The organism is Sulfurihydrogenibium sp. (assembly GCF_027448985.1).
Lineage (GTDB): Bacteria > Aquificota > Aquificia > Aquificales > Hydrogenothermaceae > Sulfurihydrogenibium.
The window spans coordinates 1-13,287 of sequence record NZ_DAIDMN010000037.1 but is presented as its reverse complement, the minus strand read 5'-3'; the positions used below and the strand labels follow the sequence as shown (position 1 = coordinate 13,287).

The following is a 13,287-nucleotide window of genomic DNA, read 5'->3' as shown; positions in this document are numbered from 1 at the left end:
TTTTCTTCGTAAACACGGCTTCCAAATTGGTAAACTTTAGTTTCTTCACCAAAAACTTCTTTAGCCGTTTCTACTATGGCTTTTTTCTCAAAATCCAATAACCTCAAAGGACTCCGCCAAGGGTTAGTTTTTTTATTCTAACGGTTGGTTGAGCATCACTTACTGGGGCTCTTTGTCCATCTTTACCGCATGTGCCTATTGCCCATCCTAAATCGTATCCCACCGCATCTATATCCATAAGGGCTTGGGGTCCGTTTCCTATAAGTGTTGCTCCTTTTATAGGATATGTTATCTCTCCGTTTTCTATTTTGTAGCCTTCTATTATTTCGAATACAAAATCTCCGTTTACTGTGTTTACTTGTCCACCACCCATTTTTACTACAAAGATACCGTCTTTTGTATCTTTTATTATGTCTGATGGGTTGTCTTTTCCGGCATCTATGTATGTGTTTGTCATTCTAACTATTGGTATGTTTTTGTATCCGTCTCTTCTTCCGTTTCCTGTTGATTGTTTTCCTTCTTTCATTGCTGTAAGTCTATCATACATATACCCTTTTAGTATGCCTTTTTCTATTAAAACTTTTCTTTGGGCTGGAACTCCTTCGTCATCAAAAGTAAAACTTCCATTTTTGCCGGATACTGTTCCATCGTCTATAACTGTAACAAGCTCTGATGCTACTTTTTCTCCTATCTTTCCTTTGTAAACGGATAATCCTTGATTTACAAGGTCTGCTTCCAATCCGTGTCCAACTGCTTCATGAATCATTGTTCCTCCTGCATGGGAGGACATGACAACTGTAAAAGTGCCTGCTGGAGCTGGTTTTGCTTTTAATCCTAAAACTGCTCTTTCTGCTGCTTTTGTTGCAACGTAATCTACAATATCTACAAAATCTTCATTAAAAAGTTCATAACCTACGCTTCCTCCTGTTGCTTCGTATCCTCTGTAGAGATTTTTTCCGTCACTTGCTATCGCTTCAACAAAAAATACAACTCTTACCTGATGGTCTTCTACTATTTCTCCTAATGTATTTATTATAAGTATATCTCTTTTTACATCTCTTAATGTAACGGATACTTGTTTTATACTTTCATCGTATGCTCTTGCTATTTCATTTGCTCTTTCAAGGATGTCTTTTTTTCTTTTTATTTCAAACTCATCTGGGTCTATTAAAACATTTGTTTTTCCTATATAGTGGCTTTTACCTACCGCTATCCTTCCTTCTCCTTCATACTTTGCTATTGTTTTTGCTAAACTTAAAAGATTTTCGTATGTTAAATCACTTGTGTAGCCGTAGTTTGTTTTAAAGTTTTTTATAAGTCTTATTCCTACTCCTGTGTCTCTACCTTTGTTTACTTTCTCAATTTTATTATCTTCAAGATTTAAAGTCAGACTTTTTAAATCTTCGAAAAATATCTCTCCGTATTCTCCGCCGTTTCCCATAAGTGCTGTTAGGATATATGGTGCTTTTTCTCTTATTAACTCTTTCATGAAACCTCCTTGTGAAAATTTTTATCTAAATTAAATTTATGCCTGTTTTTGAATTTGTTTTATTGAAATAAAAAAAGGCCGGGGTGGGAATCGAACCCACGTATAAGGGATTTGCAGTCCCCTGCCTTACCACTTGGCTACCCGGCCACAGAGATAATATTATAACACAGATTTGAATAATTGCAAAAATTCATTGTATCTTTTTGACTTTTACCTCCAAGATTCTCCTTTTTTCTATTTTTAGTACTTCAAACTCATAGTTATCAATGTTTATTTTTTCTCCTTTTTTGGGCATCCTTCCAAGGATATAGATTATCATACCGTTGACAGTTTCATAGTTTCCAGAAGGAGTATCTATATCTATAAGTGTTTTTAGCTCTTTAACTTCCATAAGTCCATCTATTACAAGCTCATCTATGGACTGTTTTTTTAATCTTACCTTTTCTTTTTTCACAAAGTCATCTTTTATCTCTCCAACTATTTCTTCTAAAACGTCTCTTAATGTTATTATTCCTATTGTGGCTCCTCTTTCGTCAACTACTACGGCTATGTGGTCTCTGTAATGTTTGAATCCCTTTAAAACGTTTGGAAGACTTGCAAACTCCGGAATGTACCTTATTCCTTTCATATACTTTGTTATTGGTTCATTTGGTTTTGCAAACAAAAGGTCATAAGACCTGATAAATCCTACTATTTGGTCTATTCTTTTTCTGTAAACTGGTATTCTGGTGTATCCGGATTCTTTAAATACAGGTACAACTTCACTAACCTTTTTATCGTCGGATAGTGCGATAACATCAGATAAAGGTATAACTATCTCTGATATTCTTCGTTGGCTAAATATAAGGATGTTACCAATTATTTTTTTCTTTAAGTCGTCTATGTCTTGAATTTGAAGAAGAATATCTAAAAGTTCTTCCTTTGAGTATGCTTTTTCGTTTTGGGGTTTTATTCTTAAGATAAAAAACACAGTTTTGTTTACCAATTCGGCAAACCATAAAAATGGTTTAAAAACTTTTCTAAAGAATTCTAAACAATTTACTACTAAAAATATTATTTTGTCTGAGTAGTGTTGAAATATACTTTTTGGTATTATCTCTCCGAAAAGTAATGTAAATATTACAATTATCTCTGCAAATAACTCTTCTTTGTTTTTTAATAATGGAAAAAGGACAGACATATCGTGAAGCATAGCGACAAATGTAGAAGTTGCTAAGGTAATACTTAAAATTGTTCCTATTAAGCCAACAGATATGTACTGATTGTAGTATTTTTGTAGTAAACTATATGTTTTTTCTGCTTTTTTATCTCCTTGGGAGGCTAAGTATTTTAGTTTAGACTTGTTTGCTGAAAAAAGAGCTATCTCACTTCCGGAAAAAAGTGCTTCAAAAAATATAAAAACCACTATAAGGACTACATAACTAAGCATTTTTTTCTCCGTTTTCTTCGTGTGGAGTTTGATTTTCTATTTTTTCAATCTGGACTTTTTCTACTCTGTTGAAAGACATCTGAATTACTGTGAATTTGTATCCTTGGTATTCAAAAGACTCTCCTTCGTGAGGAAAATCTTTAAACTGACTTAAAACAAATCCGGCTACTGTATCGTAATCGTAATCTTCTGGTAATAAAATTCCAAGTTCATCTGTTAAGAATTCTACGTCTGTTTTTCCGGATACTATCCAAGTGTTCTCTGAGATTTGTTTTATTGCAGGTTCTACTATCTCAAACTCTTCAGGAATATCTCCGACAATGGATTCTATTATATCTTTATAGGTGAGTAGTCCTATTGTGGTTCCATGTTCGTTTACTACTATTGCTAAGTGTTGTTTTGTTTCGTTGAATTTTTTCATAGCATCAAGTAGTGTTGTAAACTCCGGAAGAAAAATGGCTGGTCTTATGAAGCTGTCTATTTTCTCTTCTTTTCCTTCCAAGATTAGGAAAATAATGTCTTTTAGGTGAAGTATACCAACTATGTTATCTAAATCTCCTTCGTACACAGGTATCCGGCTGTAATCTTTATTTTCTAATAGTTCTGCTAATTGGCGTATTGAAATTCCTTTTTCAACGGCGAATATATCTCTTCTTGGTACCATTATCTCTATAACTGTTTTTTCGGAAAGTTCAAAAGCGTTGTCTATAAGCTCTTTTTCTTCTTCTGTGATAACTTTTAAGTCTGCTGCATTGTGGATTATAAATTTATAATCTTCCTCTGTTATTTTGTGTTCTTCTGTAAGTAGCTGAATGCCAAATTTGTTGAGTATCCATTGGGTTGTTTTCAAAAGGATTACTCTAAAAGGTGTTATGATAACATAAAAAAGATAAAATGGTTTTGATACTGTTAAAGCGTACTTTTCTGGGTAGTTTGTTCCTATTATTTTAGGCGTTATGTCTCCAAGACTTAAAAGGAGTAATGCACTTATAAAAGAACCTACTAAAAGGTACTCTTTACCTAAGTAAGTTATGGTTAAAGATGCTATCAAAGATGTAGCTGCAACATTTGCAAGTTCGTTTCCAATTAAAAATGTTATAACAAGTTCTTTTGGGTGATTTCTTAAAAATTCTACTATTTTTGCAGATTTGTTGCCTTTTTCTGAAAGTCTTTTTATTTTCAGTCTATCTAACGAAAAAAAAGAAGATTCTACCGCAGCAAAAAATCCGGCTGTCAAGATAAATAAAAATACAACAGCAAAGTTTATTAATAAATCAGACGAAATGGCAATAAACCTCCCTTCCATCTATGGTTTTATAATCAGGTTTTTGTTTACATAAATCCTGTGCATTGGGACATCTTCCTCTGAATTCACATCCTTCTTTTAAATCGGTATCTTCTTTAATTGCTATAAATGTTTTTCTATTTTTGGGGTGGTCAGGTGGTAAGCTCTGTAAAAGTAGTTTTGTGTAAGGATGTAAAGGAGTTTTTACTACATTCTCTTTTAAGCCTTTTTCCATTATTTTTCCTTTATAAAGGACAACTATATAATCTGCCAAGTATCCAACAACATTTAAATCATGGGATATAAAAATGAAACTTATACCTTTCTCATCTTTTAATTTTTTGATAAGATTTACTATTTGTAGTTGTAAAGTTACGTCTAATGCTGATGTAGGTTCATCTGCAACTACAAGTAAAGGGTTTAAAACTATGGCTCTTGCTATTGCGACTCTTTGTCTTTGACCTCCGGATAACTCATGAGGATATCTATCCAAAAATGTCTCATCAAGTCCAACATCTTTGATTACTTTTTCTACAATTTCTTTTCTTTGGGTTTTTGGATAGTTGTAAACTATCAACGGTTCTTCTACTATGTCTTTTATTTTGTATCTTGGATTTAAGGAAGTTCTTGGGTCCTGAAATATGATAGATATCTTCTTTCTGTCTTCTTTTGTTAGTTTTCCGGTTATATCTTTATCAAGTAGGTAAATTTTTCCTTCATCAGGTTTGATAAGATTTAGTATGATTTTTCCGATAGTTGATTTTCCACTTCCGGATTCTCCGACTAATCCGAGAATCTGACCGCTTTTAACATCAAAGCTTACATCTTCTAATGCTGTAAAGTATTCTCTTTTAAAAAAAGTGTTCTTAATTACGTATTTTTTGGTTAAATTTTCTACTTTAAGCAGTTGCCTACTACTATCCATAACAGTTTTTAAGTTCCACTTTAGTTTCAAAACCTCTCATTGTGCTAAAATAATTATACCACAAACTATATTTTGTATTATACGACGGAGGTTGTATGTTAGCAAGTAGATACTTTATGCCAACTTTAAAAGAAAATCCATCTGAAGCCCAAGTTCCTTCCCATATATACCTTATAAGAGCCGGATTTATAAGAAGTTTATCTGCAGGTATATACGAGTATTTACCTCTTGGACTTAGAGTTTTAAGAAAAATAGAAAACATAATAAGGAAAAGAATGGATGAATCCGGAGCGTTGGAGCTTCTACTTCCAATACTAACACCAGCAGAACTTTGGAAAGAAACAGGAAGATGGGATGTTTATGGGAAAGAGTTGTTTAGATTAAAAGATAGAAAAGATGCAGATTTTGCTCTTGGTCCAACTCACGAAGAAACTATAACAGACTTGGTAAGAAAAAATGTTAGGTCTTACAAAGATTTACCTCTCAACTTTTACCAAATTCAGACAAAGTTTAGAGATGAGGCAAGACCAAGGTATGGACTAATCAGAGGAAGAGAGTTTATCATGAAAGATGGATACTCTTTTGATGTATCAGAAGAAGATGCAATAAAGACCTACGAAATTATGAAAGATACTTACCATAAAATATTTAAAGATTTAAAACTCGATTACCTTATGGTGGAAGCTGATGTGGGGGCCATAGGTGGAAAATTTTCCCATGAGTTTGTTGTAAAAGTCCCATCCGGTGAGGCTCATATAGTTTACTGTGAAAGTTGTGGATACGCTGCTAACGTAGAAGCTGCAAAATTCCATCATAATAAATTACCTCCGGAAGAGTTACAACCTTTGGAAAAGGTTTACACTCCATCTGTCTCTTCTGTAGAGGAAGTGGCATCCTTTTTAAAGGTTCCAACTCAAAAAATAGTTAAAACCCTTATTTATAAAGCAGATGATAAGTTTGTTGCTGTATTAATCAGAGGAGATAGAGAAGTAAATGAAACAAAACTAGCAAACTTACTTAAAGCATTAGACGTAAGACCAGCCACATCAGAAGAACTGAAAGAACTAAACATTGTGGAAGGTTTTGTAGGTCCAATAGGTTTGAATCTACCAATCTATGGAGACTACTCTATTGAAGGTTTATACAACTTTGTAGTTGGGGCAAATGAAAAAGATTACCACTATAAAAACGTAAACATAGGAAGAGATATAAAAGTAGAGCATTTTTATGACTTAGCTTCTGCAAAAGAAAAAGACCCATGTCCCGTTTGTAAAGCACCCTTAAAAGAAACAACCGGATTAGAAGTAGGACATATATTTTTACTTGGGACAAAGTACTCATCGGCTATGAAAGCATACTTTACAGATAAAGATGGAAAAGAAAAACCAATCATAATGGGATGTTATGGGATAGGTGTAAGTCGTCTCATGGCAGCGATAGTGGAGCAGTATCATGATGATAAAGGTATAATCTGGCCTGATGTAGTAGCACCTTTTGACCTTCATATACTTATTTTAAATATGAAAGATGAAAAAAGTGTAAAATCCGGATTTGAAATATACGAAGAAGCTAAAAATTTAGGTATAGATGTTTTACTTGACGATAGAGACATTTCACCAGGAGCAAAATTCAAAGATGCTGACCTAATAGGAATACCAAACAGAATAGTGATAGGAAAGTCCTTAAACGAAGGAAAAGTTGAATACCAAAGAAGAGACAGCCAAGAAAAGAAGATGATAGATTTAGATAAAGTAAAAGAGTTTTTACAAACTCTCAAATAGAGGTGTTATGGATTTAAAGAAATTTTCCCTTACAAAAACAACAGATTTTACGATAGGTATTCTTGGTGGTGGTCAGCTTGCAAAAATGACCGCCGTTGAAGCAAGGAAGCTTGGACTAAATGTGGTATGTTTAGACCCTCACGAAGAAGCTCCGGCTTCTATGGTAAGTCATCAGATAGTAGGTAGTGTAAACGATAGAGAAAAACTCCATAAATTAAACTCTCTTTCAGATGTAATCACTTACGAGATAGAATATATAAATACTGATATTTTAAAAGAAGCACTTGTAGAAGATAAAGTTTATCCATCAATACAAGTTTTAGAAATACTTCAAAATAAGTACAAACAAAGAAAATTTTTCCAAAAGTTTGGTATACCTATGCCTTTTTTTAAAGAGATAGAGGAAATTAATCAGTTGAAAGAGTGTATTCCTTGCGTTCAAAAAGCAAAAGTTGGTGGATACGATGGTAGAGGTGTAGTAGTTTTAAAAACTCAAGGAGATTTATCAAAAGCTATAAAAGAGCCTTCATACGTTGAAGAACTTGTAGATATAGAAAAAGAGCTTGCCGTTATAGTTGTAAGGAATGCAAAAGGAGATATGAAAGTTTATCCGGTTGTTGAGATGGTTTTTAATCCCGATGGAAATCTTCTTGACTACCTGATTGCTCCTGCAGATGTTGATGAGTTTACAGAAAAAGAGGCTCAAAATATAGCCGTTGCAGCTGTAGAATCTTTAGATGGAGTAGGTGTTTTTGGTGTTGAGCTTTTTTTAGATAAAAAAGGTAGAGTCCTACTAAACGAAGTAGCACCAAGAACTCATAATTCTGGACATTATACGATAGAAGCTTGTGAAACAAGTCAGTTTGAGCAACTTGTGAGAGTGTTAACTAACCTTCCACTTGGCTCAACTTATCAGTATCTACCCGCAGCAACTTTAAACCTTCTTGGAGAACCCGGATACAAAGGAAAACCAATTTATGAAAACCTTGACAAAGTTCTATCGATAGATGGAGTCTATGTACACATCTACGGAAAAAAAGAGACCTTCCCTTTAAGAAAGATGGGACATATAACCATAATAGATACAAACAGAGAAAGATTGTTAGAAAAAGTAGTAAAAGTTAAAAACTCAATAAAAGTAAAAGGAGAGATTAAAATATGATAGGTATTATAATGGGAAGCGATTCGGATTTACCTGTTATGAGTAAAGCTGCTGAAGTTTTAGATAAGTTTGGTGTAGAGTACGAGATAACGATAGTATCAGCCCATAGAACCCCAGATAGAATGTACAAATACGCAAAAGAAGCAGAAGACAGAGGAATAAAAGTTATAATAGCCGGGGCTGGAGGAGCCGCTCACCTTCCAGGTATGGTGGCATCACTAACCCATCTACCAGTTATAGGAGTGCCTATAAAAACATCATCCCTAAATGGATTAGACTCTCTACTCTCCATAGTTCAGATGCCGGCAGGAATACCTGTAGCAACAGTTGCAATAAACAATGCAGAAAATGCAGCCCTTTTAGCCTTGTCTATAATAGGAACACACAATCCGGATGTTTCTCAAAAACTAAAAGAGTACAGAAAATCCCTTAAAGAAATGGTAGAAAAAAAAGCAGAAAAACTTGAAAGTGTAGGTTATAAAAACTATCTTGAAGAGATGAATGTATGAAAGAACAGTGAAATTATCTTACAAAGATGGAATTGTTGATGAAATAATAAATCAAATTATTGATATATTAAAAAAATATATAAAAACTCCGTTCAAGCTTTACATTTTTGGTTCTTTTGCCACAGGTAATGCTACTATTTACTCTGATTTAGATTTAGCTTTAGAAACAGAAGAAAATTTAGATAAAAAAACGTTGTTTAAAATAAAAGAAGATATTGAAAATATAAAAACATTGAGAAAAATAGATTTTCTATATTTAAACCAACTGGAAGGAAAAATAAAAGAAACAGTAAAAAAAGAAGGGATAAAGATATATGAGTTTACCGGATAGATTAGCAGAGTTTGAAAGATGTTTAAAAAAGTTTGAAGAAGTTTTAACTCAACCAAAAAATGAGTTTATTAGAGATAGCAGTATTAAAAGATTTGAAATGTGCTTTGAACTAGGATGGAAAGTTTTAAAAGATTACCTACAATACCTATCAATTTTTTGCAGGTCCCCCAGACATTGTTTAAAAGAAGCTTTTTCGATAGGATTAATAGATTTTGAAGAAGATTGGATTGATATGTTAGAAGATAGAAACCTAAGTGTCCACACTTACAATGAAGATTTAGCGGAAACACTCTACAACAGACTACCACAACATTACGAAACATTAAAAAATCTCTTAAATAAAATCAAGGAAGATATGGAAAAATATAGATAATGATATAATTTTTCTACTAACTTTTACCGGAGGTAGTAAATGTTTGAACTACTAACAGAAAAATTTTCTTCTGTGATAGATAAATTAAGAGGAGCTAAAAAAATAGATGAAAAAACGTTAGACGAAGCTCTAAAAGATATTAGAAAAGCTCTTTTAGAAGCAGATGTAAACGTAGATGTAGTAAAACAATTCATATCGGATATAAAACAAAAAGTATTAGGCCAAGAGCTTATAAAAGGACTTTCTGCCGGGGAAACTGTAATAAAACTCATATACGATGAAACTATAGAAATCCTTGGTGGGGAACAACCACCTACTTTGGCAAAACCAGAAAAACCACCTGCAATAATAATGCTTGTCGGTCTTCAAGGTACAGGTAAAACTACTACAGCCGGAAAACTTGCTAAATACCTAAAATCAAAAGGTTACAAAGTAGGAGTAGCCTCAACAGACGTAAGAAGACCTGCCGCTGCAAAACAGCTATGTACGTTAGCTCAATCGATAGACATACCTTGTTTTGTAGACGAACAAGAGAAAGACGCTTTAAAACTTACAGAAAAAGTTATAGAAGATGCAAAAAAACAAGGATTTTCATACATCATTTTGGATACAGCCGGAAGATTACACATAGACCAAGAATTAATGGAAGAACTCAAAAAAATAAAAGAAAAAGTCAATCCGGCTGAAGTCCTTTACGTTGCAGATGCTATGCAAGGTCAAGATGCTATCACAACAGCTGAAGAGTTCCATAAAACAGTTGGATTAACAGGTGTTATACTTACAAAACTCGACGGTGATGCAAAAGGTGGAATCGCTTTATCTGTAAGAAAAGTTTTAGGTGTACCAATTAAATTCATAGGAACAGGAGAAAAAATAGAAAATTTAGAGCCTTTCTATCCCGATAGAATAGCCCAAAGAATACTTGGTCTTGGAGATATTCAAACCTTAATAGAAAAGATGCAAGCAGCCATCGACGAAGATAAAGCAAAACAGATGGCTGAAAAAGTAATGAACGCAGAGTTTACATTGGAAGATTTAAGAGAACAAATAAGAATGATAAGAAACTTAGGACCAATGGAACAGATACTCAAAATGATACCTGGAGTAGGTAGTAAAATAAAAGATTTAAAAGTAGATGAGAAAAAATTCATTCAAATAGAAGCCATAATAAACTCAATGACCCCTGAAGAAAGAAGAAAACCCCATATAATAAACGGAAGTAGAAAAAGAAGAATAGCAAAAGGAAGTGGAACAACAATCTTAGATGTTAACAGAGTTTTAAAACAGTACGAAGAGATGAAAAAAATGATGAAGAAAATGAAAAAAATGTCAAAAGGTGGTGGATTTCCTTTTAAACTACCTTTTTAAAATTACAACTTAAAAAACAACCTCCACACTTTGGCTTTTTTGTACATAACTCTTTACAATATTTTACTATTAAAGCGTGGAACTCTTTGTATATGTCTATATCTTTAGGAATACTTTCTGTTATGAAACTTTGTAGTTCATCGTATGAAATTTTTTCTTTTATAAAACCCATTCTATAAAACAACCTTTTAGTATAACTATCTGTGACAAAATAAGGCTTATCTAAAGCGTAAAGTAAAATAGAGTCAGCAGTTTCTTTCCCTATTCCTTTAACAGCCAACAAATCTTCTCTTTCTATATTTTCTTTACTCAAAAATAATTTTGACAACTCTTTTAAAGTCTTTGCTTTTTGATTGTAAAATCCGGAAGGTTTGATTAAATTTTTAAGCACTTCCAAATCTATGTCAACTAAACATTCAAAGTTTAAACAGTTAGCAGATATCAAATTTTCTAAAGATTTCTCAACATTGCTCCATGAAGTGTTTTGAGTTAAAACAGCCCCTACCGAAACTTCAACTATCCTATTTTGTCCTTCATGGACCGGCCACCAATTTTGATAACCATAATACTTTAAAAGTTCCTTATAAACTTGAAAAATCAGCATCATCAATAAAATTATATATGATATAATTTTTTTATGTCTATAGAAAAAAATCCTCATGATTGGGTTTTTAAAAATGTGTTTAGTAAATTTGATAATGTAAGTTCCTTTTTAAGTATTTTCCTTCCGGATTTATATAAATTGATAGTTCCTAAATCTATGAAAATCTTAAATCCTAAGAAACAAACTAAAGAGTACAGGAAGTATTTTTTAGATGTTGGTGTTGAATGTAAAATAAAAACAAAAAACCATTCACATAAAAAAGCTCACTTGTGGTTAAAAAAGATTTAAAGAAGGTGGAGGAGGTTTTAAAAAAGATAGGAGGTGAAGAAAAAATGATGACTTTAACAGAAAAGTGGAAGATGGAAGGTTTAAAACAAGGTTACGAAGAAGGATTACAGCAAGGATTACAAGAAGGATTGCTTAAAGGAAAAATATTAGATGCTCAAGAACTTCTTATTGAGACACTTGAAGAGAAGTTTGGTAAAGTGGATAAAGAGTTGGAAAATAAGGTAAAATCTATTGAGGATTTAACTATTTTAAGAACTCTTATCAAAAAAGCTATGAAATACGAATCATTAGATGAAATTCTAAAAAACATTTAAAATGGAGGTTTTTTATGGCTGGACATAGTAGATGGCACAACATTAAAAACAAAAAAGCAAAAGCGGACGCTATAAAAGGAAAAATGTTTACAAAAGTAATCAAAGAAATAACTGTAGCTGCAAGGCTTGGTGGAGGAGATCCGGAAGCGAACCCAAGACTCAGAATGGCAATAGAAAAAGCAAGAGAAGTTAACATGCCTTCTGAAAATATAGAAAGAGCTATAAAGAGAGGAACGGGAGAGTTAGAAGGTGTTAATTACGAAGAAGTAAAGTATGAAGGATACGGTCCTGAAGGAGTTGCAATAATAGTAGAAGCTACAACGGATAACAGAAATAGAACAACAGCAGAAATAAGACATATATTCTCTAAATACGGAGGAAATCTTGGTTCGTCCGGATGTGTTTCATTTTTATTTGAAGACAAAGGTGTAATTAGCGTAGAAAAGTCAAAATACAGTGAAGAAGAAATCTTAGAAAAAGCGTTAGAAGCCGGAGCAGAGGACGTTTTAACAGAAGACCAAGATTATTACGAAATTAGAACATCAGTTCAAGACTTTTACAAAGTAAAAGAAAACCTTGAAAAAATGGGAGTAGAAATAGCCAAAGCAGAGCTTACAAAAATACCAACAACAACAGTTAAAATAACAAACCAAGAAACAGCAACGAAACTTATGAAACTTTTAGATGCACTAGAAGACAACGACGATGTTCAAAAAGTGTATGCAAACTTTGATATTCCGGAAGAGATATTAGAAAAGATAGAAGGATAAGTTTGAAAGTATTAGCAATAGACCCTTCATCTTCAAAAACCGGATATGTTATAGCAGACATATCTGAAGATAAAATAAATTTAATCGAATACGCCAGCATACCTTTAAAAAACAAAAAAAACCCTCTTGAAATTTTATATAAAAAGTTCGAAGAAAAGATAAAACAGTTTGATGTAAAAGCTGTTGTGTTAGAAACACCGTTTTACAGTATTAACGCCCAAACTCTTATAAAGTTAGGAGAGGTTAGGGGAGTTATACTCCTTCTCTCTCAAATTTACAATCTTAAAGTGTTTGAGTATACTCCAGCGGAAGTAAAAATATCTGTAACTGGATATGGAAGAGCATCCAAAGAAGAGGTATTACAGATGGTTAATAGAATTTTTAATACAACCATTGAAGATGTTGATATAGCGGACGCTTTGGCAATACTTTACTGTCATACTTTACAGAGGATGGAAAGATGAACAAATACATTTGCACGATTTTATTTACAGTAAGTCTTTCTTTTGCCCAAACATGTGATGGAATGTTTGCAATCTACGATAGCTGTTATGATGCCAACAACTGTGATGAAAGTTATAACGCAGTGTACGAGCTTTCATCTTCAGCCGGATTATCAAAGCCAACATCAGAAAAAATGTCAAAAGGTGGTGGATTTC

15 protein-coding genes, 1 tRNA gene and 1 pseudogene are annotated in these 13,287 nt (G+C 33.0%); 11 read left to right on the top strand and 6 right to left on the bottom strand.

Going from position 1 to position 13,287, the window contains the following annotated elements; all coding sequences use genetic code 11:
* Nucleotides 1-103: 103 nt before the first annotated feature.
* The 5 genes from NE054_RS04530 to NE054_RS04510 all read right to left on the bottom strand — a co-directional run bounded on the left by NE054_RS04530 (nucleotide 104) and on the right by NE054_RS04510 (nucleotide 5,158).
* Nucleotides 104-1,489 (bottom strand): TldD/PmbA family protein, encoded by a 1,386-nt coding sequence (locus NE054_RS04530; RefSeq protein ID WP_297889086.1) that lies wholly within the window; start codon nucleotides 1,487-1,489, stop codon nucleotides 104-106.
* A 75-nt stretch (nucleotides 1,490-1,564) separates the two neighbouring features.
* A tRNA-Cys gene (locus NE054_RS04525) sits at nucleotides 1,565-1,636 on the bottom strand.
* Nucleotides 1,637-1,679: 43 nt separating this feature from the next.
* Nucleotides 1,680-2,918, bottom strand: coding sequence for a hemolysin family protein (locus NE054_RS04520; RefSeq protein WP_297889083.1), 1,239 nt, complete (start codon nucleotides 2,916-2,918; stop codon nucleotides 1,680-1,682).
* On the bottom strand, nucleotides 2,911-4,224 hold the full coding sequence (locus NE054_RS04515) for a hemolysin family protein (protein WP_297889080.1): 1,314 nt from the start codon (nucleotides 4,222-4,224) through the stop codon (nucleotides 2,911-2,913). The genes NE054_RS04520 and NE054_RS04515 overlap by 8 nt, the downstream gene beginning before the upstream one ends.
* The gene (locus NE054_RS04510) at nucleotides 4,193-5,158 is read right to left on the bottom strand and encodes an ABC transporter ATP-binding protein (protein ID WP_297889078.1); all 966 of its coding nucleotides are present in this window, start codon (nucleotides 5,156-5,158) and stop codon (nucleotides 4,193-4,195) included. The genes NE054_RS04515 and NE054_RS04510 overlap by 32 nt, the downstream gene beginning before the upstream one ends.
* Before the next feature lie 65 nt (nucleotides 5,159-5,223).
* On the opposite strand from NE054_RS04510, the gene NE054_RS04505 reads away from it, so the two are divergent.
* From NE054_RS04505 to ffh, 6 genes are read left to right on the top strand one after another with little or no spacing between them, the layout of a single operon-like run.
* Nucleotides 5,224-6,909: a proline--tRNA ligase gene (locus tag NE054_RS04505; RefSeq protein WP_297889075.1), complete on the top strand. Its 1,686-nt coding sequence runs from the start codon at nucleotides 5,224-5,226 to the stop codon at nucleotides 6,907-6,909.
* Between the two features lie 7 nt (nucleotides 6,910-6,916).
* Entirely contained in the window at nucleotides 6,917-8,071 is a 1,155-nt protein-coding gene (locus tag NE054_RS04500) for a 5-(carboxyamino)imidazole ribonucleotide synthase (RefSeq protein WP_297889073.1), read from the top strand.
* Complete coding sequence (gene purE, locus NE054_RS04495; protein ID WP_297889071.1) at nucleotides 8,068-8,580, top strand: 5-(carboxyamino)imidazole ribonucleotide mutase; 513 nt, start codon at nucleotides 8,068-8,070, stop codon at nucleotides 8,578-8,580. The genes NE054_RS04500 and purE overlap by 4 nt, the downstream gene beginning before the upstream one ends.
* A complete protein-coding gene (locus tag NE054_RS04490; RefSeq protein ID WP_297889069.1) occupies nucleotides 8,573-8,911 on the top strand; it encodes a nucleotidyltransferase domain-containing protein in 339 nt (112 codons plus the stop codon). The genes purE and NE054_RS04490 overlap by 8 nt, the downstream gene beginning before the upstream one ends.
* Nucleotides 8,895-9,284 (top strand): HI0074 family nucleotidyltransferase substrate-binding subunit, encoded by a 390-nt coding sequence (locus NE054_RS04485; protein ID WP_297889067.1) that lies wholly within the window; start codon nucleotides 8,895-8,897, stop codon nucleotides 9,282-9,284. The genes NE054_RS04490 and NE054_RS04485 overlap by 17 nt, the downstream gene beginning before the upstream one ends.
* A gap of 39 nt (nucleotides 9,285-9,323) precedes the next feature.
* Entirely contained in the window at nucleotides 9,324-10,652 is a 1,329-nt protein-coding gene (gene ffh / locus NE054_RS04480; protein ID WP_297889065.1) for a signal recognition particle protein, read from the top strand.
* Here ffh and NE054_RS04475 read toward each other — a convergent pair.
* Nucleotides 10,636-11,259: an endonuclease gene (locus NE054_RS04475; protein WP_297889063.1), complete on the bottom strand. Its 624-nt coding sequence runs from the start codon at nucleotides 11,257-11,259 to the stop codon at nucleotides 10,636-10,638. The genes ffh and NE054_RS04475 overlap by 17 nt on opposite strands.
* 30 nt (nucleotides 11,260-11,289) lie before the next feature.
* Between NE054_RS04475 and NE054_RS04470 the strand changes: the two genes are divergently transcribed.
* From NE054_RS04470 to NE054_RS04450, 5 genes and pseudogenes are all read left to right on the top strand, one after another.
* Nucleotides 11,290-11,544, top strand: coding sequence for an Rpn family recombination-promoting nuclease/putative transposase (locus NE054_RS04470; protein WP_297889061.1), 255 nt, complete (start codon nucleotides 11,290-11,292; stop codon nucleotides 11,542-11,544).
* A gap of 44 nt (nucleotides 11,545-11,588) precedes the next feature.
* Nucleotides 11,589-11,858 carry a hypothetical protein gene (locus NE054_RS04465; protein WP_297889059.1) on the top strand — a complete coding sequence of 90 codons (270 nt, stop codon included), beginning with the start codon at nucleotides 11,589-11,591 and terminating at the stop codon, nucleotides 11,856-11,858.
* A gap of 14 nt (nucleotides 11,859-11,872) precedes the next feature.
* Nucleotides 11,873-12,628, top strand: a complete 756-nt coding sequence (locus NE054_RS04460) for a YebC/PmpR family DNA-binding transcriptional regulator (protein WP_297889057.1) — start codon at nucleotides 11,873-11,875, stop codon at nucleotides 12,626-12,628.
* A gap of 2 nt (nucleotides 12,629-12,630) precedes the next feature.
* A complete protein-coding gene (gene ruvC / locus NE054_RS04455) occupies nucleotides 12,631-13,092 on the top strand; it encodes a crossover junction endodeoxyribonuclease RuvC (protein ID WP_297889055.1) in 462 nt (153 codons plus the stop codon).
* A pseudogene (locus NE054_RS04450) lies at nucleotides 13,089-13,287 on the top strand (hypothetical protein); the annotation flags it as partial. The gene ruvC and the pseudogene NE054_RS04450, both read left to right, overlap by 4 nt.